Below are 19179 nucleotides of genomic sequence, written 5' to 3' on the forward strand. Positions count from 1 at the left end.
AATGCAGATGAATAACAAAAAATCCAGCGTCAGCGATGATTGTAATGGTCGTTGATCTCTATTGCTCCATAGGCGCTTCAATTTTGTATCCCAGCCCTCTAATAGTCTTTAAATAAACCGGCTTTTTGGAATCTTGCTCGATCTTTTCACGGATATTACTGATATGCACCATGATACTATTATCTTCGTACACATAGAAATCTTCCCATACAGCCTCATATATTTTTTTTCGTGTAAAGACACGTCCCGGTTGCTTCATCATTAATTCCAGAATTTTGTACTCGGTAGAGGTAAGGACGACGGGTTCCCCTGAACGATAGAGCAGACACTGGCTTTGATCCAGCCTCAATTCTCCCAATACAATCTGTTCAGCAGACTTTTCTTCAATGATTTGTGCGTCAAAATGATGCACCCTCCGCAGCAAAGCTCCTGCACGAGCTACAATTTCCAATGGATTAAACGGTTTAGAAATATAATCATCAGCACCGAGTTCAAGTCCCAGGATTTTATCGTAATGTTCGCTTTTTGCAGATAAAAACAACACCGGAAAATGATGAACCTCACGAATCTTTTTCAATAATTGCAATCCGTCTAAACCAGGCATCATAATGTCAAGAATCGCTAAATCAATTTTATGGTTCTGAACTTGCATTAACGCTTCGGTACCACTGTTCGCTTCCACAATGTTGTACTCTTTCTCTAAATATAATCTCAACAATTCTACAATTTCTGCTTCATCATCTGCGATCAGAATTGTATACATAGTAATCACCCCATCTAACTATAAGCTTCGATTATTAAACCCACCTAAATGCAATCTAAAGAAAAGCTAAATTATCACGTCCATCAACCAAGTCATTTTAATTCATATATTTAAATAAAAATCGCACACAGGAACTCGTCCCATGTACGATCGTAAAATCCCAAAAATCAAAATATCAGGTCTTAAAAAGCTACCCCAATTCCACCTTCACCCGCATAGGTTCCCATTACAGGCCCCATACTTGAGAGTAAAACCTCTTTGAAGGGGTGCTTTTGTAAAATACGCTCTTTAATTTCAAGCGCAAGCTTCTCACAGTTACTGTGTACTATAGCGATAACAGCCTTCTCGTAATCATGCTGCTTCTCATCCAAATGTGCAAGCAGACGGTTTAATGCCTTTGGAAGACCCCGGGTCTTCTCTACTACCTCAACGGTGCCCTCTTCGCTGATTTTGAGCAGTAATTTAATATTTAGCACGGAAGCAACTGCCCCCGATATCCGACTTAGACGTCCGCCTTTCATCACGTTCTCAAGTGTATCTAGTGTGAAATAAGCGCGAACTTCGTCAATTTGCTGAAGCACCTTTCCCTTCAGTTCTTGCAGACTCGTACAAGTCAATGACCACTTGGCTGCGAGACCCACAATCAGTGACAAACCTCCTGAGAAGGTCTTAGAATCTATAACCTCTATCGCATTGGAATGCCCTTCTTCTTGATACATTTCCATAGCGATCATAGCAGTCTGATAAGTGCTACTAATATTAGAGGACATACATATGACCATAATGTCAGTGCCTTCCTCTACTTGCCTGAATGCCTCAAGGAATTGGTTTGGACTTGGACTTGCCGTAGTGGGCAGCTCCTTGGATACAGCCATTTTAGCATAAAAGGTTTTCGTATCCGTATCCTCAGGCATAAGCTCATGCCCAAAGTGAACCGGTAGATGGATGACGGAAACATTATACTTCTCCATGTAGTCAAGGGGTAGGTCAGAACCGCTGTCTGTTATGATCTTGATTGCCATAATATAAGTACTCTCCTTTCAATATCAGTACTATTATAGCTATCATAAAATGAAATCTCCAGTAACCTTTATAACTTGAAAAATCCTTCGATTTGTGCTTATGTCATTCTTCCTTAACTTGTCCTAATATGATATGGTTTATGAATAAGCGTATAGAAATGGAGTGTATGTATGAGTAAGGGAAGAGTATGGAATAGAGGCAAGCATGATGGAACAGGACTATCAAGGAAAAAAAGTGTAGATCAAGAAGTAACAGCATCTACTGAAACAGAGACCAATGAAGCATCGAATGAACTATCAAATTCTAGAATTGATACAGTTAAACCGATGAATCGTACAAACTGGGTAACTCGTCCAACGCGGGTCATCAATAAAGATTCCAAAGATAAACAATAACATTGAAAAAAAGGCTGCCCTCAAGGGCAGCCTTTGCTAATCTAAACCTCATGCACGTGTGGAGAGAACGAATCTCTCAAGTGCTGCTGTATCCGTAATCCTATGATTACATTCTTGGCTTTCTATGCATATATATTGGCCAATAGAAGAGTAATCATCCGGTGAGGATTTCGCAAGCTTGGTCTTGACCGTAAAAAAGGCAAGCTGTTGCTGCCGATTACAGAACAAGCAATACCCCTTCTTGTTCATAGGTGTCATTCTTCCCTCGATACCGATAAACTGCCCTTCGAACGGATATACGATAAATAATTTGTTGGTAGCAATATCTATCCAGCTCAGATATGTCATATATCGAAAGTCAATCACTGATAAATCCGGTACCTTCAGCTTCTTATTCTTAGGAAATAACTTCTGAACTTGTTTCGGCGTAATCTGTGGAAAAGGTTCTAAATAAACTTCTAATCCACTTAGATACTTCTGAAAATCGTCTGCCGTCTCAAAGGTAGATATTTGTTGCAGCATCTGCTGCTGAGTATCATTAAGTGTTGGAAAAGCTTCTATAACGTTCAACGATGAACGATATCTCACTGTCTCCAAGACTCTTCGATCTGCTACAGTTCGCAGTGTTTTCAGAAGAAAATCTGTTTGCTTCTTAATAAAATTATATTGATGGTTTCTAATAAATGGTGTGTTCATTGCTTTTCAGCCCCTTATTTATATTGAAATTCCATAAGGTGCAAAGCCCATTATTAGAAACGATATATTTAGTTTGGGCGATCATCCATCTATCGCACCTCACGCAAAGTATCGCCCTAATTTAGGCTTTGCGTGAGGAACTTCTAGCTAATGGGCAAACCAGCATTAGCACAGTACCACCTCCAAATACATTCACGAAAAAAGTATAACAGGAATGTTTGGAACCGACTAGACCCTATAGCCAACCTCTGCTTCATCTCTGGAGGGAGCTTCACCGATCAACTGCTTCAGTAGTTTCTTCATCATGACCGAGGCCTTCACTTTAGTATGAAGACAAGGTGAGAGCTCAATTTCGTAGTTGCCTTGCTTAATCGTTTCTTTCAATTCCTCAACAGTGGAGCAGTTGGTATTCAACCGATTCAATACGCTCCCATATTGCAGACATTGATGACTATCACTGCCGGCGATCACGGGTACACCCAGCGTCTTCGCAAAGGGTGTAATCAGGTTCTTATAAGTCTCTGCCCCCTGCATGTAAATATCTTTTGCATTGAAATCAAAAGCATCTAATCTCCGAAGCAGCTCTGGGTCCAGTTGATGTAATGGTGTAGAAGTGCGGAAGGGATGTGCTCCGATTTTCCAAAGGTTATGTTCGTCCGCCATATCAAGCAATCTCTTAAAAGCAATAAAATTGCCCTCTTGAGTATGCTCATCCAGTAAAGCTCGGACCGCTAGCACATTCTCCTTAAGTCCGATCAGCAAGATATGACCTGTCTCCGCAATATCCACTTCCATACCCGGAAACAGTTTTAGCCCATTTACATCATAATAATGCCCGTTATAGGGATACGTCTGATCCAGTTCTTCATACATTGCAAAGAAATTCGAAGTGTTAAAATGCTCAGTCAAAGCCACTGCCTGTAATCCATTCGCTTTTGCCTCAAACATCATTTCAGCAAAATATTCTGGGGAAAACGTTGATTTCTTAGATAATTTACCGTGAGTATGCAGATCAATATTCATGACTAATTCGTCTCCTTTGAGCTTGTAAGTTATGTTAATACACCAGTTTAGGGTAGAGATAACCGATCCAGAATAGCAAAATGATATAAGCCGTGGAACCGGATAAAAAATACCAGTCGGACCGCTTCATTTTCAAGTAAGATAGCTTGATCTTCTTCACTTTCTTATTGTTCAAACCGTAGCTAAATCCCCGAGTTTCAAGCGCCTCGATCGTGGTCCGAGAACGTTTAGCTGTGTTCAGCATAAGTGGGTAAAAGGCCAAAATTACAATTCGTAAATAATACGTTGCCGTTCTCCAATACAACAGTCCATGTTGCAGGGGTCTTTGCCCTCTCAGTCTGAAAGACAACAAAATCTGATGAAATTCCTCCAGTAACGTAGGCAAAATACGATAACCATAAGATAAGCTAAATGCAAACGTATCAGGTATTCCTAAAGATAGCAGGCCGTCACTAAGCCTTTCCGGATCGAGACTAGAGAACACCGTAATACTCGCTAGTGAAATCACTGAGAGCTTAAGTGTCAGCGTCAACATGGGCAGCAACGATTCAATCCCTCCGCCGAAAAAGAGCGACAGGATGAACATCCACCCAATTTGGCTGATTAATCCCAAACACAATATGAAAATAATATATGGACTGACGCGGGAGAGGACTGTCGTTAAAACCATAAGTACGAACATCCCCAACAGGACCGTACGGTTATGTACGAACCAGGGTACTATGGCAAAGAACAAATACCAGAGCAGCAGAGTTCGCGGGTCGAGTCTCCCTAGAAAAGTGCTGCTGCTGTTATAAGCCGTCCCTAAGAGTTCCAGTTTGATTTGTTCTACAGATATACGGTCAAGTGCCCGTTTAACGGCTTCCATGAATTGCTGCCACCTCCTTCTGTACTTCCACTAGACTTACGAAGTCCTCCAAGCTGCAAATGCGGGGCAGACCGAGCAACCGACTCAGTTCCATCAATTGTGTCTGAGCCAGACCCGCACGCCGTAATAGAAGTCCGTCCGCGAAAATTTCATCTTTCGTTCCGTCAGCAATAATTTGACCTTGATGCATAACGATAATCCTAGTCGCCCATTCTGATACAAGCTGCATATCATGAGTCGCTATCACAACCGTCTCAACATGGCTGCGAAGCGTATCTAGTACATGTACCATTTCCTGTTTCGTCGAAATATCCAGATTCGCCGTTGGTTCATCGAGCAGCATGACAGCAGGACGAACCGCTGCTCCAATAGCCAGTGATACACGGCGCTGCTGACCTCCACTCAGAAGACGAGCGTCACGTTCTGCTAATTCACTGAGCCGGAATGCTGTGAGCATTTCTTCTACTCTCTCTTCTGCGTCGACTAGCTTTCGCGCTTTCAAATAATAAGCAATTTCTTTACGTACAGAATCCTCAATAAACATTTCCTCTGGGTTCTGAAATACGTAAGCTACGGTACCGGAAAGACGCTCGGGTGGCAGACCGTTCACAACCACCCCCTTCACATTTACCGTTCCTGCTGTAGGTCTGACAATTCCAGCAATCAGCTTCATTAAAGAAGATTTGCCCGCTCCGTTGTTTCCAATAAGAGCAATAGATTCACCTTGCCGCAGCTCTAACTGAACACCATTCAAAACAGGATGCATCGTCTTATGAATCGTGCGATAAGAGAGGTGAACATTCTCCATCTGAACGACATGCTTCACCTCCCCAGCTATAGTAAGGGACTGCTCGTAATTAGGCTCAGATGATTCCGTTCTCACGATCGCATCCTGGCGAAGCACCATGTGGGCGCTCCCTTCCACAGCATTTAAGGGAAGTAAGTGGGTTCGCGGTGCATCAGATTGCAACAGCCAAGCTGCACGGGTGACATCCGGTGGATAGATGCCAAGCTCCAACAGTTCTTTTACAGATGAAAGAGCCTCCCTTACAGGCTTCTGCCATCGAACCTCCCCCTTATCCATCAGGACGACATTCTTACAATAGTCTGCAATAAATTCCGCATGGTGTTCGATTACTATGATGGTCTTCCCCTGCTCCTCGTTCAATCGGCGCAAAATATCATAAATATGGCGGGCATGCTGTGGATCCAACTGAGCTACTGGTTCATCAATAACCAGAATTTCCGGATCCATCGCTAGTGCTCCGGCAAGAGCGAGCAAGTGCTTTTGCCCTCCACTCAATTGCCAGATAAATTCATTTCTTAAATCGCCAAGTCCGGTTAGCGCCAGTGCCCGTTCTCCCCGTTCCTTATAATCGGCAAATCCATAATTGAGCGGTGTAAACGACACATCGTCAAGTACCGTCGGGCGCACCAACTGATTCTCAAAATCCTGATATACATATCCTATATGTTTAGAAAGCTCCGCAACACTTTTCCCATCCGCTGGTTGACCGCAGATCGTCACCTCACCCGCGAAATCACCTGTGTAATAATGAGGAATTAAGCCGTTAAAGCATTTACAGAGCGTGGATTTTCCCGAACCATTACTACCTATAATGGCAATGAAATCTCCTTCATCTAACTGCAGGGATACATCTCGCAGTACTGGTTGTTCGGCTCCCGGATAAGTAAAGGTGACCCCATTCAGTTCGAGTATTGATTTACACATCTACTTGACCTGCTTCCTGTCTTTTACGTGCTGACCACCGAATGAGGGATATAATCGCTGTTGCTGCAACAACCGCTGCTACCAGCATACTCAGCCAAATCAAGCTCTCTTCATAGGACTCTGCCCAAGCAAACTCAAAATCACCAAAATTCCATCCGGATTCCGACAGCAATTCCGATCCAAGCGCAACCATTACCAGAATTGTTCCAGAAATAACGAGCTTAGGAGATAACCAAGCTGCTGTTGCATATTTCATATTCCGTTCACGCGGCTTCATGCCAAGTAAGGGTTCGATCTTTCCATATAAGCGCGGAACCAGATACATGGTAGGAATCAAAGCGAACAAGATACCAGAGAAGAGTACATCATTCAAAAAGCCAACTCCCTCAATGACTACGATACTCTCTGCCAGACCTTTAACAGCTTCAAACTCTTCTACACCCACCCATACCTTCACTATATCCACAACAGAGCTGAAGAACTGATGAATCACTACACCAGTAATCGCCGCCACTCCAACCTGTCTGCGATTCTTCGGATCGGATACCATACGACCTGCAGTATACATCGCTAGTGAGAAGGTAATGAATTTCTCCAGTTCTCCTAACCCACCAAATTGACCTAACATCAGTTCCCCGAAAATCACTTCACCTACAGCTGCCCCAATGGCCGCATATAAAGGATGAAACAGCATACATAAGGTCAAAGGAATGAAAGCAAAATATTCAATCGATAATTCAATGGGGCCTAGTTTGATCCCAGGCACTAGCTCCGTGAACATATTGGACAAACCGTAAAGCGACATCGATAGTACAAAAATCATCATTTTTTGTGACTGTGTCAGCGTGTAGCGCGTTTTTATCGTACTCATGAATATTTGGCCTCCCTACAGGAATTTATCTTCATTATAAGAAGGTCATGTCAGCACAACTTTTACCAATTGTTAAATGAGAGTAATATTTTTTTCAATATTTTTAATGTTGTAAAAATATTTACAACATCTTCGCACGATATATTCTATTTATCGCTTCATATTAGGAGGAATGAGAAATTGTATAAAGATTGGAATCGCCGCGCTTTCTCACCAAATCAACGAATTATTGCTGACTTTATCCAGAAAAATGAGCAACGTGTGGTCTATATGACCGAACAGGAAATGGCCGATGAGCTTAAATTGAGCATCGCCTCCGTCTCTCGTTTCTGGAAAGCGGCTGGATACAACCATGCCAAGGATTTCAAGAACCGACTTCGTTTCCGTTTCGAGTCCACACCTTCCATCAAAATGCGTGATGCCATGCAAAGATCGGATGATAGTTCACTCCCTCAAGTACTGCTGGACAATTGCTCACATCATCTACAAGAAACACGCCGCTATTTGAGCGACGAGGCACTGCAACGTGCAACAGAAGCATTATCTACAGCTCGCATTGTATATGTATATAGCCCCGGTCCATGTGCTGGATTGGCGGAGCTGATGATCTATCGTATGGCGCGTTTTGGATTACAAATGAAAAAAATGGCTCCCAGCGGACACGAGTTGTTAGAGTCCTTGATGCATGCTGATAAACAAGATGTAGTGCTTGTCTTTGGATTCGTTCAACTGTTACCGGAAATCGAAGTGATTCTGGACCATTCACGGGAAGTAAAATATCAGGTCATCTTGATCACCGACAGACTTGTATATCCTCGATCCCAAGATGCAGATATTGTACTGTATGCCGGGAGAGGTGAGGTATGGGAATTTCACTCTATGGTCGGTCCCACTTATATCATCGAGAATCTGATTCTTGGCGTAGGTTTAGCAAATAGGGATAGTAGTCTGAGCAAGCTGGACAATTTGCAGCAGCTAAGAGCGCAGTATGGAGGAAAGCTTCCGCGGAGTTAGGATAATTACGATAACAAAAAGATAACAAAAAAACACATAAGTATCGAATGTTCTAGCGGTTTATTAAATTTTTTTATTCAAAATTACTAATAACAATTAAAAACAAGTTTTCCAAGAAAAAATGCTCAACAGTATAAAATAATTATACGCTCCTTAAATAACATAATGCTAATATAATAACGACAAGTCCTATGAAGTTAGCAATTCCTCGAAAGCACAGTTAAATATGTCACCCTCATTATTCAAACACTAGGAGGTGAACTCACGCTACCGGTATTAACCTAATGAGGGTTTACATAAATAAAATTCATGGGGTGGTTTTTAGTGATTTTACGCAAGTGGTTGATTGCTTTTGTCGCATTTTTACTGATGTTCTCGTGGACTGGACAACTCACGAACAAAGCACATGCTGCAAGCGGATTTTATGTAAGCGGTACCAAATTATTGGATGCTACAGGACAACCATTTGTGATGCGAGGAGTCAATCATGCGCACACATGGTACAAAGATCAACTATCCACCGCGATACCAGCCATTGCCAAAACAGGTGCCAACACGATACGTATTGTACTGGCGAATGGACACAAATGGACGCTTGATGATGTAAACACTGTCAACAATATTCTCGCCCTCTGTGAACAAAACAAACTAATTGCCGTTTTGGAAGTACATGACGCCACAGGAAGCGATAGTCTATCCGATTTGGACAACGCCGTTAATTACTGGATTGGTATTAAAAGCGCGTTGATCGGTAAGGAAGACCGTGTAATCATTAATATAGCTAACGAGTGGTACGGAACATGGGATGGCGTCGCCTGGGCTAATGGTTATAAGCAAGCCATACCCAAACTGCGTAATGCTGGTCTAACTCATACGCTGATTGTTGACTCCGCTGGATGGGGTCAATATCCAGATTCGGTCAAAAATTATGGGACAGAAGTACTGAATGCAGACCCGTTAAAAAATACAGTGTTCTCTATCCATATGTATGAATATGCTGGGGGCAATGCAAGTACCGTCAAATCCAATATTGACGGTGTGCTGAACAAGAATCTTGCGCTGATTATCGGCGAATTTGGTGGACAACATACAAACGGTGATGTGGATGAATCCACCATTATGAGTTATTCCCAAGAGAAGGGAGTCGGCTGGTTGGCTTGGTCCTGGAAGGGAAATAGCAGTGATTTGGCTTATCTCGATATGACAAATGATTGGGCTGGTAACTCCCTCACCTCGTTCGGTAATACCGTAGTGAATGGCAGTAACGGCATTAAAGCAACTTCTGTGTTATCCGGCATTTTCGGGGGTGTAACTCCAACCTCAAGCCCTACTTCTACACCTACATCTACGCCAACCTCAACTCCTACTCCTACTTCTACTCCTACTCCTACGCCAAGTCCGACCCCGAGTCCGACCCCGAGTCCGACCCCGAGTCCGGGGAATAACGGGACAATCTTATATGATTTCGAATCAGGAACTCAAGGTTGGTCGGGAAACAATATTTCGGGAGGCCCATGGGTCACCAATGAATGGAAAGCAACGGGAGCGCAAACTCTCAAAGCCGATGTCTCCTTACTATCCAATTCCACGCATAGTCTATATATAACCTCTAATCAAAATCTGTCTGGAAAAAGCAGTCTGAAAGCAACGGTTAAGCATGCGAACTGGGGCAATATCGGCAACGGGATTTATGCGAAACTATACGTAAAGACCGGGTCCGGGTGGACATGGTACGATTCCGGAGAGAATCTGATTCAGTCAAACGTCGGTACCACTTTGACACTATCCCTCAGCGGCATTTCGAATTTGTCCACAGTCAAAGAAATTGGGGTAGAATTCCGCGCCTCCTCAAACAGTAGTGGCCAATCAGCTATTTATGTAGATAGTGTTAGTCTGCAATAGACTAATCTGTAAAAAAACTTCAGGTTATATAGTAAGCTTAATAATTCGAGGAGCCGTTACCTAACGGCTTCTCTTTTGCTATCAAGGATTGATTGAAAACTTAATTCATCCTCACTTCGAATGACTACGAAAGCCATGAATAATTTACCTTCTTTTACAAACACTACGAAACAAAAGGAGGCTGATGTTTCATGTGTCAACGTTTTTCCCTGGCGGCCGAACTGCAGGAAATTAGGGATCATTTTGAAATTAACCGGGTGATGTACTACTATAAAGACCGCTATAACATTAGTCCCACACAGGATATGCCGGTAGTTTTACAACAGGATGGCGAGCGAATTCTAGATGAGTTCCGCTGGGGGTTCGTTCCTTATTGGGGAAAAGATGCGATCAATGCAGATCTCCGAAATGTGCATCAGAATCCAACCTATCGCAAGATGGTGGACAAGCATCGTTGTATTATTCCGTGCAATGGATTTTACTATTGGAAAAAAGAAGGCAAGAAGACTTATCCCGTTCGGGTAGTCATGAATAATCGCAGTATGTTCGGAGTAGCTGGTCTATACGAAATTTGGCGTGATACGCGCGGGGAACCTCTTCGCACCTGCTCTCTGGTCATGACAGAAGCTAACCCACTGATTAGTGAATTTGAGAGCCGGATGCCGGCAATTTTGTCCCCCCAGGATATCACTCGATGGCTAGATGAGGAGACCAATGATCTTGAAGCACTGAATCCGATTCTGCGGCCTTATTCAGCAGATGAAATGCAGGTGTACCCGGTCACACCAATGATTAACAACAACAGAAATGACTCGGCTGAATGTATTCGGGAAATGGATTTGAACGAGTCCTGGGTAAAGCCGTGAAATAACTACAGATTTGAATTAGAACTCCCTAATAAATAAGCAGCGGTGCTAGTGCTTGAAACCAAAGCCTTAGCACCGCTGCTTTATTGTTATCGGTGAACACTGAAAGCAAGTCGTCACTTGAGTTCGGATTCATATTGTTCAAGCTTTTCAAAAACACCATTCACCCATTCTTGGTCATCCCATAGCTTGGGATTGTTAAGCTTTCTAACCGCAGGGTGACCCGTTGTGATAGTATCTACACCATCTTTGTATCCAAAGTACAAATCAACTAATTCTAAAGACTTATTTGAAGATTGAACTAGTAATTCGCAAGTCAATCCAGACCCTTCATTTGAAAAAGGCAAGCTTAAATAGTAAAGATTCTTATCAAGTTTCTTAAACTCTACTTCCTTAAACTCATTATCGAAGCCGAAATTCACACTACTGGCACCATTCAATTCCTGCTTTTGTGTTAATTCCAACATTTTATCTGTGAATTTAAGAAGATTTGCCTTCGAGATGTAATTCTCAAATGATACAATTTCTTGTTTTGCAACAGCTCCGGTATAAAGATTAACGAAAGCTTTTCCAAAAGCCTCAATGGAAACAGCTTCACTGATCTGATCTTCTTTAATGAAAAATTGTTGATTAGCCAACTCACTTAATAGTTCTGTTGCTGATTTCTCTGACGGTTCAACAGATGCTTCTATCTTTGATATCGATTCAATGGAATTGTCATTTATTGTGGTAGGGTTTAAAACAAATAACATCAACACTACAATACCTAACGTGAATATTCTCATAAAATCCCCTTTTTAATAATTATATAAAAAATAGTTTTTCCTATAAAATCTATGACTCATCCTATGATTCCATAATATACTAATAATGCTTTCTATATATAGTCAAATTGGAAATTCATCTCTTTCGCAAACCTAAAAAAGCCCATTAGCGCAATATGCGGTAATGGGCGAGACGGCTCTTGATTTATCCGAGCATAGCAGCTTGTCGTTTATACTGATCCTCCAGCACTAAACAGACCATAGCCTCTACAACAGGGACAATTCTCGGGCAAATACATGGATCATGTCTACCTTCAGTGCGTATCTCTTGTTCTTCGCCTCTGATGTTAGTCGTTTGCTGTGGTACAGAGATGGAAGACGTCGGTTTTACGCTAATCCGAAATACGATTTCTTGTCCGGTGCTAATTCCCCCGATGATTCCTCCGGAATGATTGGTTAGGAAACCATCGCTATTCATCGCATCATTATGCTCACTCCCCAGCATCGTTGCCGCTTCGAAGCCAGCTCCAAATTCTATCCCTTTAACTGCGCCTATGGACAGCATGGCTTTCGCCAGTTCTGCATCCAATTTATCGAAAACAGGCTCTCCAAGACCCGGAATTACGCCACGAATGCGGCATTCCACGATGCCTCCACAGCTATCTCCAACCTCAGCTAACCGCTCAATCTTTTGAATCATCTTGGCAGCTGCAATCGGATCACAGGCGCGGACAGCATTTTGTTCAATAATCTCCTCATCAAAGGATTCACACTTTATACCACCGATTTCTTGTGAGTATGCTACTACCTGCACGCCTCTTCTCTCTAACAGCTTACGGGCTATTGCACCTCCAGCCACTCTTGCCGCAGTTTCTCTACCTGAAGCTCGTCCGCTACCGCGATGATCCCGGATGCCGTATTTCTCTAGATAAGTAAAATCGGCATGGCCCGGCCGAAAAGCATCCTGTATCTCACTATACGCTTCTGGTCTCATATCGTGGTTTTGTAGAACTACAAAGAGTGGTGTCCCTGTTGTTTTACCCTCAAATACTCCTGATTGTATGTGGACAACATCATATTCTTTACGAGGCGTAGTCACTGAAGATTGACCCGGTTTTCTCCGATCCATTTGCTTCTGAATATAAGCTTCGTTAATCTCAACGCCAGGTGTTACACCATCCACTATGACACCTACCGACACACCATGTGACTCACCAAAGGTTGTAATTTTGAACACTTCACCGAATGTATTTCCTGCCATTATATATGCACCCCTTATTTAATATTGGATCTGTACACCTAATGCTGACAATCTGTCAAAATAATCTGGACAGGTCTTGGAGACACAACCAGGGTCGATTATCTGAATATTCTCAATCTTCAAGCCGATTAAAGAAAGCGCCATAGCCATGCGATGATCGTCGTGAGAATCTAGCATAGCGGGAATAGGCTGACCCGGATATACCGTTAGGCCATCCTCAAACTCATCCACACGGATTCCGAGCTTACTAATTTCCTCACATATCGCGGCTATCCGATCACATTCATGATGTCTGATATGCGCAGCATCTTTTAAAGTGATTGGAGCATCGGCAAAAATAGCCATAGCAGCCACAGTTAGTGTTTGATCCGACCATTTCTTCATACTCACTGTGAATCCACCTTTAATCTGTGGGACACCTTGTACTTCAACATAGTTCTCCCCACGAAGAACGGTACAGCCCATTAACTCCAGAACATCTAAGAACTCGATATCAGGTTGACTTGTATTGCTAGCATTGATCCCTTCAATACGTACACACCCTGCCGTAAGCGCAGCTACCGCCCAAAAGTAACAGCATGTAGATACATCAGGCTCTAAAGTAATCGTGTGACCTTGATACTTTGCTGTTGGAACTGTTATCGAGTGACCGTCCTGAGAGGCTTCTGGTGTTACACCAAATGAAGTCATCATAGCAAGAGTCATCTCGACATAGTCTCTTTGCACAACTTCACCATCAATAAACACGGTTACCGGTTCTTTGGCATACGGTGCAGCTAGCAGTAATCCGCTAATAAATTGACTTGAAGTAGAGCCGGGTAGCGTTGCCTTTCCTCCTTGCAGACCTTGTGTCTCTAATGTAAAAGGTAAACAGCGTTCGGCTTGCTTATACTCAAACTGTGCGCCAAGGTTCGTTAATGCGTCGAGTAATGGCGCAAGAGGTCGCTCACACAGTCGTTTACTTCCATTCATTGTCCAAGTGCCATTCCCTGCCGCGAGTGCAGCGGGTAAGAATCTCGCAACTGTGCCTGCCGCTCCTACATATAGTTCCCCAGTCGGATTCGGCCAATTGCCTCCACATCCCTCGACAACTGCTGTCTCTTCATCTATCACAACGGAAATTCCAAGTTTCTTTAAGGATTCAATACACCAATAAGAGTCGTCACTTCTTAATATTCCCTTTATTTCTGAACGTCCTTCAGCTAAAGCAGCGATTATCAAGGCCCGATTCGTCAGACTTTTGCTCCCTGATATAATTATCGTCCCATTGATTGCCACTTCCGCTGGACTAACCTTCACTACTTGTTTATCGCTATTTGTTGACCAAGGAGAACGCGCTTCTAAGTCCGGTTGATTGGATTCCATTACATCCACCCCTTTGAATTATTCCTCTAGACTGATTATAATAAATGAAATGAAATAAATGAAATCGTATTTTCACTATAATGATATAGAGGTGATCTATACCATCATGTTCAACTTAGAATGGTATCGAATTTTCTGGCAAACGGCACGTCATCGAAATTTAACAAAAGCAGCAGCGGAACTGCATATTACACAGCCCTCTGTGAGTTATGCCATTAAACAGATGGAAGAGGCCTTGGGGCTGAAGCTGTTTCACAGGCTATCCAAAGGTGTAGAACTAACAGAAGAAGGGCGAGCACTTTTCGAATATGTAGAGCAATCCTTTACTATGCTGGATTCTGCACAGAAACATCTGAAGAGCTTGAAGCAATTAAATGAAGGAGAAATACGCATCGGAGCAAGCGATTATCTGATCAAGCATCTTTTGTTGCCGCAGTTGAACACCTTTCATAGCACATACCCAGGTATACGAATTCGGCTTTCACATGGGAAGACACCCGATATCACTAAGCGTTTAAAAGATGGTGAGATCGACTGTGCCTTTGTACATATGCCTCTTCAAGATCCACTGCTAAACATCCAGACACTCGCGGTGTTGGAGGATTGTTTTGTAGTTGGTGAAGCCTATAAAGAATTAGCGAATCGTTCATTAACCATGAAAGAAGTGTCAGAGCTGCCGTTAATCCTATTTTCACAGGGGAGCAGTACAAGAGTATTTGTAGAGCAATGGTTTGCAGCTAAGGGACTGTCGGTAATTCCAGATATTGAGTTGGGGAGTATAGAACTGCTAGCAGAGTTCGCTAGATTAGGGTACGGGGCTGCTTTTATTAGCCGTTCTTTCGTGCAAGAGGATATTCATAGTCGAAAACTTTATGAGCTGAAGCTAGACGATCCGCTTTTACCTCGCAGTATAGGTTTTGCAGTACGACGGGATAGAAAGCTATCTGTTGCGGCTGAGCATTTCGTTCGGATGATTGGTACGTAGTTATCAGAGAATGTTAAATTCTTTGACTAAAAAAAGAAAAAAACACCGGAATTCCCAGTGTTTATTTCATTCCTAAAGCTTCTTTCATTTGTGGGATAGATAAACCGTTGGCTTTCATCTCTTTGATCCAAAGAATGCGTGCGACGGTTTCCTCTCTTTTATATCTGCGTGTTAAATTCTCCTCCGCCTGTTCAAAGGGCAGCATGCCTTCCTCTGTGTAATGTTTGAGTGTACTGTAACGGGCATTTGTGATTCTTACCAATTCACCTATAGATACATACTCTGACGCCAAAATATTCTCCATGGTACGTTGTCTAGACATTGATTACCAACTCCTTTACAGCGGGCGTTTCGGAACAATACGCACACCTTGAATTGGCACTTTCATCATTACAAAATGCGGGATCGCATCATATAACAAATTATCAATTTTAAGAGTCGCAATCGATCCTCTCTCCATCACCTTAACTTCATGTCCATAGGACTCTAATCTTGTAATAACTGCGTCTAGTCTTTGATTAGAATTATCAAACCAAGACTCTGTTTCAATAAAGACAGCTCGTGAACGCTCTAGGGCAGGGAAGATTAGGTTGATACTGCTACCGATAAATGTCTTCGCAAACTTTGTCTTCAATTCTAAGAAACGTTTAAGACCTAACTCAATTCCATGGCGAATTTGTATAGAAAATAAAGCCTTTGCCCATAAATTACTTTGGTATAGTTCATGTAGTTTGATATTTACCTTTTCTAATTCATTCAGCGAGAAAAAAGCATGCATACATCCACTTTCACGAAGTAGCCATAACATACAAATGACCTCATCCGTTACAGGACCCTCTTCCAAAATTTCTGCCCGAATGTTCTCTGTAATGCTTGTGTATGCCTGCATATTACTGCGATAAGCTCTAACTTCAACTTCAGCAGAGTCAAAAAACATGTCGCTCCCTAACAGACTTGGGATATCTTCAAGCAAATTCATTGCTTTAAGATAATCTGAAATCGCGGTTTCAAACTTTTTCAATTGATTGTTAGACGGCATGGATGCCTTTTTTAACCACCAATTCAGGTCACCCTTCACCTCAGCACTATTATGAAATAAGGGTTGTAGAACAGTTTCTCTATAAAGAGTTGAATGAGATTGCTCAAGAGCTTCCTTATGCAAAATTAAGTTGTACTCAGATTGCGTAATACTTTCCTCTAAGTAAAGCTCCAAGATAACCGCAGCCGCCATACAGCGTAAAGACACTTTCTTGACAGTAGTCATATGAAGACTTCTCTGTGCATTTAGCGCAATCAATGAGAAACTCGGCGCTAATTTTAAATCCATCATAACCATCCACCCCTATCCATAAATTCGTATTTACTGGATGATGATATTTATTCCGAATGTCGAGCGTGTGATTCACTTACTACTTACTACTTACTACTTACTACTTACTACTTATCATTTACAATACACCAATTTAACATTAATTGTCAATGACTCTTATGAAGCGTAATCATATCCTTTCACGCAAAAAAGCCAGACCACCGAGCAATTACATACATTGCTTGACGATCTGGCTATTGAGTTTTGTACACAAATCAAAAGTTTTATGCTCCCCGTTCTTAAATTCTTCCCATTCAGCGCTTTCGAATCCTAAAAGTTTTTTTATGTATGTCCTTAAGTCAGTAATAATCAACATTGCGGTACAATGTTGATTTCCATTCATATTATAAAATATAACCCGCAGTGAAAGGAATTTAAACTCATGGAATATTTGAATATGCTTGCTAAATTAGGTGTTGGAAATGCTCATCCTGGAGGGTTTACTGCAACTTTAAAGCAATTTGAACAATATCCTCTACTACCTGCTTCCCGAATCCTTGAAGTTGGTTGTGGCACTGGCAGAACATCTTGTTATTTAGCAGCACAGGGTCATGATGTAACAGGTGTAGATATTCAACCGGATATGATCTCAAAAGCAAAAATACGGGCTGAAAAAGAAAATGCTTCAATTCAATTCTTAGTAGGTGACGCAAGTTCGCTTCCTTTTCCTAACGAGTCATTTGATGTGATTCTTGTTGAGTCTGTATCTATTTTCACTGATACGGATACAGCATTTTCGGAATATTATAGGGTTTTACGGACTGGAGGCAAGCTTTTTGACAGAGAAATGGTCCAATATAAACCTATACCCACAGAAATCAATCAAGAGATCACTACTTTTTATCATATTGAAAAGCTATGGAATATTAGTGATTGGTCAGCATTAGTAAATGCAACAGGATTCAATCATTCCCAGATCGATGGTCCCTTCTTGTTTCCTAAATCAAGTGAGGATCTTACAGAGCATCCAGACCATTATCAACAAATGGATGCTGATTCCTTTCTTGACCACACGATTTGGGAAGTGATCAGTAAATACAACAGTATAATGGACCGTTATCATGAATACATCGGATTTATTCTCGTTATTGGAACGAAATAAAGGATTGTCATGTCCATCAACATTTGCAAAGAAAGAACAATAGCCTTGGAACAGTGGCTATTGTTCTTTCTGATAGCCTGCTATTATACAAAGAAACAAGCAGATAATATAATTACCAATAAGATATAAAGAACCAAAATTTCTCCAGTAGAAGTGAATCTGCCTCCAACTCCACAGCTCATTGATTATCCCTCCCTTTTACTTCCTAAAACATAATATGCACCACTATTCTAAAAGTATGGACTATCACCTAATTAACATGAGCTGACGGATTTTAATATCCTACTCACGCCGGAAATAATTACGAAATTGGTCCCAACATTAAGTGCCAAAGTTTCTCAAATAGATGATGAGGAATTGTCGCAAATTCGAACCCGAATCGAAAGAATTGAAAAGATTCTTAGTGAGGTAGAATAAACGGCGGAATTGCAACAGTCACCCCAGTAAAGACCCATCCGATAAGATATGATGGACTTTTGTTATATCCTCCCTATACTGTCATTGGATTGAATTCATTAACTCGTAGAAATATTTAGGTTCATGAGTTTTATTAAGACGATACCAAGCGTCTAATGTTTTTGGAGAGAATACAGCTAGAGCTTTTAAAACATGAACAGAAAATTCTAATGAAGCAACTCCGGATGCAGTGATCAATTTCCCATCAGTGACAGCAGATTCCACTTTGTAATATTCTTCACCCGTGTAAGAATGGCAAATCATTTTAAGGTAGGCCAAATCATTGCTTGTGTGCCAACGTGAATCTAACAATCCTGCTTGAGCAAGTCCTAAAGTAGCACCGCAAATTGCTCCAACTACTATCCCTTCCTTTAAACACATCTCGGCAATTTTTAATATGGGCACGTGAATAGCTTCTGTCCATGTATTTCCACCAGGTAAAATCAGTGCATCTACGCTTTTAATGCTGCACTCATCCACTGTAATGTCAGGTATTATTTTCAATCCGCCCATTGTAGTTACTGGAGTCTTTTCTATCCCAACGGTGACTATTTTTGCTGGAGCCAGCCCCTGTCTGAAGTGTCTTCCAGAGTTCAGCTCGGCGGCTAAATAACCTATTTCCCAATCGGACATGGTATCAAACACATAAAGATATACTGTATTATTCATTTCTAAGTGCTCCTCATAAAGTTTATTAGGTAACAGCAGCCATTCATCTTTAATG

Annotated in this window: 20 protein-coding genes; 6 read left to right on the forward strand and 14 right to left on the reverse strand. The window is 41.9% G+C overall.

The annotated features are described in order from the left end of the window. Positions 1-58 precede the first annotated feature (58 nt). Complete coding sequence (locus NST74_RS18430) at positions 59-763, reverse strand: response regulator transcription factor (RefSeq protein ID WP_341113709.1); 705 nt, start codon at positions 761-763, stop codon at positions 59-61. Positions 764-945: 182 nt separating this feature from the next. Beyond that, on the reverse strand, positions 946-1785 hold the full coding sequence (locus NST74_RS18435; protein WP_341113710.1) for a DegV family protein: 840 nt from the start codon (positions 1783-1785) through the stop codon (positions 946-948). A gap of 171 nt (positions 1786-1956) precedes the next feature. On the opposite strand from NST74_RS18435, the gene NST74_RS18440 reads away from it, so the two are divergent. Further along, entirely contained in the window at positions 1957-2181 is a 225-nt protein-coding gene (locus NST74_RS18440) for a hypothetical protein (protein ID WP_341113711.1), read from the forward strand. A gap of 48 nt (positions 2182-2229) precedes the next feature. Here the strand turns inward: NST74_RS18440 and NST74_RS18445 are convergent, their stop codons facing one another. The 5 genes from NST74_RS18445 to NST74_RS18465 form a co-directional block, all read right to left on the reverse strand. Continuing rightward, positions 2230-2877 (reverse strand): FusB/FusC family EF-G-binding protein, encoded by a 648-nt coding sequence (locus NST74_RS18445; RefSeq protein WP_341113712.1) that lies wholly within the window; start codon positions 2875-2877, stop codon positions 2230-2232. A 228-nt stretch (positions 2878-3105) separates the two neighbouring features. Beyond that, positions 3106-3900 carry a PHP domain-containing protein gene (locus tag NST74_RS18450; RefSeq protein WP_341113713.1) on the reverse strand — a complete coding sequence of 265 codons (795 nt, stop codon included), beginning with the start codon at positions 3898-3900 and terminating at the stop codon, positions 3106-3108. A gap of 34 nt (positions 3901-3934) precedes the next feature. Further along, the gene (locus NST74_RS18455; RefSeq protein WP_339287189.1) at positions 3935-4768 is read right to left on the reverse strand and encodes an energy-coupling factor transporter transmembrane component T family protein; all 834 of its coding nucleotides are present in this window, start codon (positions 4766-4768) and stop codon (positions 3935-3937) included. Next, entirely contained in the window at positions 4755-6500 is a 1746-nt protein-coding gene (locus tag NST74_RS18460; protein WP_341113714.1) for an ABC transporter ATP-binding protein, read from the reverse strand. The genes NST74_RS18455 and NST74_RS18460 overlap by 14 nt, the downstream gene beginning before the upstream one ends. Next, a complete protein-coding gene (locus NST74_RS18465) occupies positions 6493-7371 on the reverse strand; it encodes a cell division protein FtsQ (protein ID WP_341113715.1) in 879 nt (292 codons plus the stop codon). Before NST74_RS18465 ends, NST74_RS18460 begins: the two co-directional genes overlap by 8 nt. Positions 7372-7551: 180 nt before the next feature. On the opposite strand from NST74_RS18465, the gene NST74_RS18470 reads away from it, so the two are divergent. The 3 genes from NST74_RS18470 to NST74_RS18480 all read left to right on the forward strand — a co-directional run bounded on the left by NST74_RS18470 (position 7552) and on the right by NST74_RS18480 (position 11153). After that, positions 7552-8385 (forward strand): MurR/RpiR family transcriptional regulator, encoded by an 834-nt coding sequence (locus tag NST74_RS18470; RefSeq protein ID WP_341113716.1) that lies wholly within the window; start codon positions 7552-7554, stop codon positions 8383-8385. A 309-nt stretch (positions 8386-8694) separates the two neighbouring features. Further along, complete coding sequence (locus tag NST74_RS18475; protein WP_341113718.1) at positions 8695-10287, forward strand: glycoside hydrolase family 5 protein; 1593 nt, start codon at positions 8695-8697, stop codon at positions 10285-10287. 191 nt (positions 10288-10478) lie between these two features. Beyond that, complete coding sequence (locus NST74_RS18480; RefSeq protein WP_042129026.1) at positions 10479-11153, forward strand: SOS response-associated peptidase; 675 nt, start codon at positions 10479-10481, stop codon at positions 11151-11153. Positions 11154-11269: 116 nt separating this feature from the next. Here NST74_RS18480 and NST74_RS18485 read toward each other — a convergent pair whose 3' ends face one another. The 3 genes from NST74_RS18485 to aroA all read right to left on the reverse strand — a co-directional run bounded on the left by NST74_RS18485 (position 11270) and on the right by aroA (position 14543). Next, positions 11270-11905, reverse strand: coding sequence for a hypothetical protein (locus NST74_RS18485; protein WP_341115927.1), 636 nt, complete (start codon positions 11903-11905; stop codon positions 11270-11272). Between the two features lie 217 nt (positions 11906-12122). After that, positions 12123-13178, reverse strand: coding sequence for a chorismate synthase (gene aroC / locus NST74_RS18490; RefSeq protein WP_341113719.1), 1056 nt, complete (start codon positions 13176-13178; stop codon positions 12123-12125). A gap of 18 nt (positions 13179-13196) precedes the next feature. Continuing rightward, a complete protein-coding gene (gene aroA / locus NST74_RS18495) occupies positions 13197-14543 on the reverse strand; it encodes a 3-phosphoshikimate 1-carboxyvinyltransferase (protein WP_341113721.1) in 1347 nt (448 codons plus the stop codon). A gap of 106 nt (positions 14544-14649) precedes the next feature. Between aroA and NST74_RS18500 the strand changes: the two genes are divergently transcribed. After that, positions 14650-15528 carry a LysR family transcriptional regulator gene (locus NST74_RS18500; RefSeq protein WP_341113725.1) on the forward strand — a complete coding sequence of 293 codons (879 nt, stop codon included), beginning with the start codon at positions 14650-14652 and terminating at the stop codon, positions 15526-15528. A 61-nt stretch (positions 15529-15589) separates the two neighbouring features. On the opposite strand, the gene NST74_RS18505 is transcribed toward NST74_RS18500, so the two are convergent. Further along, positions 15590-15850 (reverse strand): helix-turn-helix domain-containing protein, encoded by a 261-nt coding sequence (locus NST74_RS18505; RefSeq protein WP_042129035.1) that lies wholly within the window; start codon positions 15848-15850, stop codon positions 15590-15592. 15 nt (positions 15851-15865) lie between these two features. Then, positions 15866-16858: a hypothetical protein gene (locus tag NST74_RS18510; RefSeq protein WP_341113726.1), complete on the reverse strand. Its 993-nt coding sequence runs from the start codon at positions 16856-16858 to the stop codon at positions 15866-15868. A 421-nt stretch (positions 16859-17279) separates the two neighbouring features. Here NST74_RS18510 and NST74_RS18515 point away from each other — a divergent pair, with 421 nt between their 5' ends. Beyond that, on the forward strand, positions 17280-17999 hold the full coding sequence (locus tag NST74_RS18515) for a class I SAM-dependent methyltransferase (protein WP_341113728.1): 720 nt from the start codon (positions 17280-17282) through the stop codon (positions 17997-17999). An 83-nt stretch (positions 18000-18082) separates the two neighbouring features. Here NST74_RS18515 and NST74_RS18520 read toward each other — a convergent pair whose 3' ends face one another. Together NST74_RS18520 and NST74_RS18525 are read right to left on the reverse strand one after the other, a co-directional pair. Beyond that, positions 18083-18181 carry a sporulation protein YjcZ gene (locus NST74_RS18520; RefSeq protein ID WP_139328621.1) on the reverse strand — a complete coding sequence of 33 codons (99 nt, stop codon included), beginning with the start codon at positions 18179-18181 and terminating at the stop codon, positions 18083-18085. Positions 18182-18497: 316 nt separating this feature from the next. After that, positions 18498-19124 carry a type 1 glutamine amidotransferase family protein gene (locus tag NST74_RS18525; RefSeq protein ID WP_341113729.1) on the reverse strand — a complete coding sequence of 209 codons (627 nt, stop codon included), beginning with the start codon at positions 19122-19124 and terminating at the stop codon, positions 18498-18500. Positions 19125-19179: the final 55 nt, after the last annotated feature.

Origin of the sequence: Paenibacillus sp. FSL F4-0125 (assembly GCF_038008565.1) — a bacterium.
Taxonomy (GTDB): domain Bacteria; phylum Bacillota; class Bacilli; order Paenibacillales; family Paenibacillaceae; genus Paenibacillus_AQ.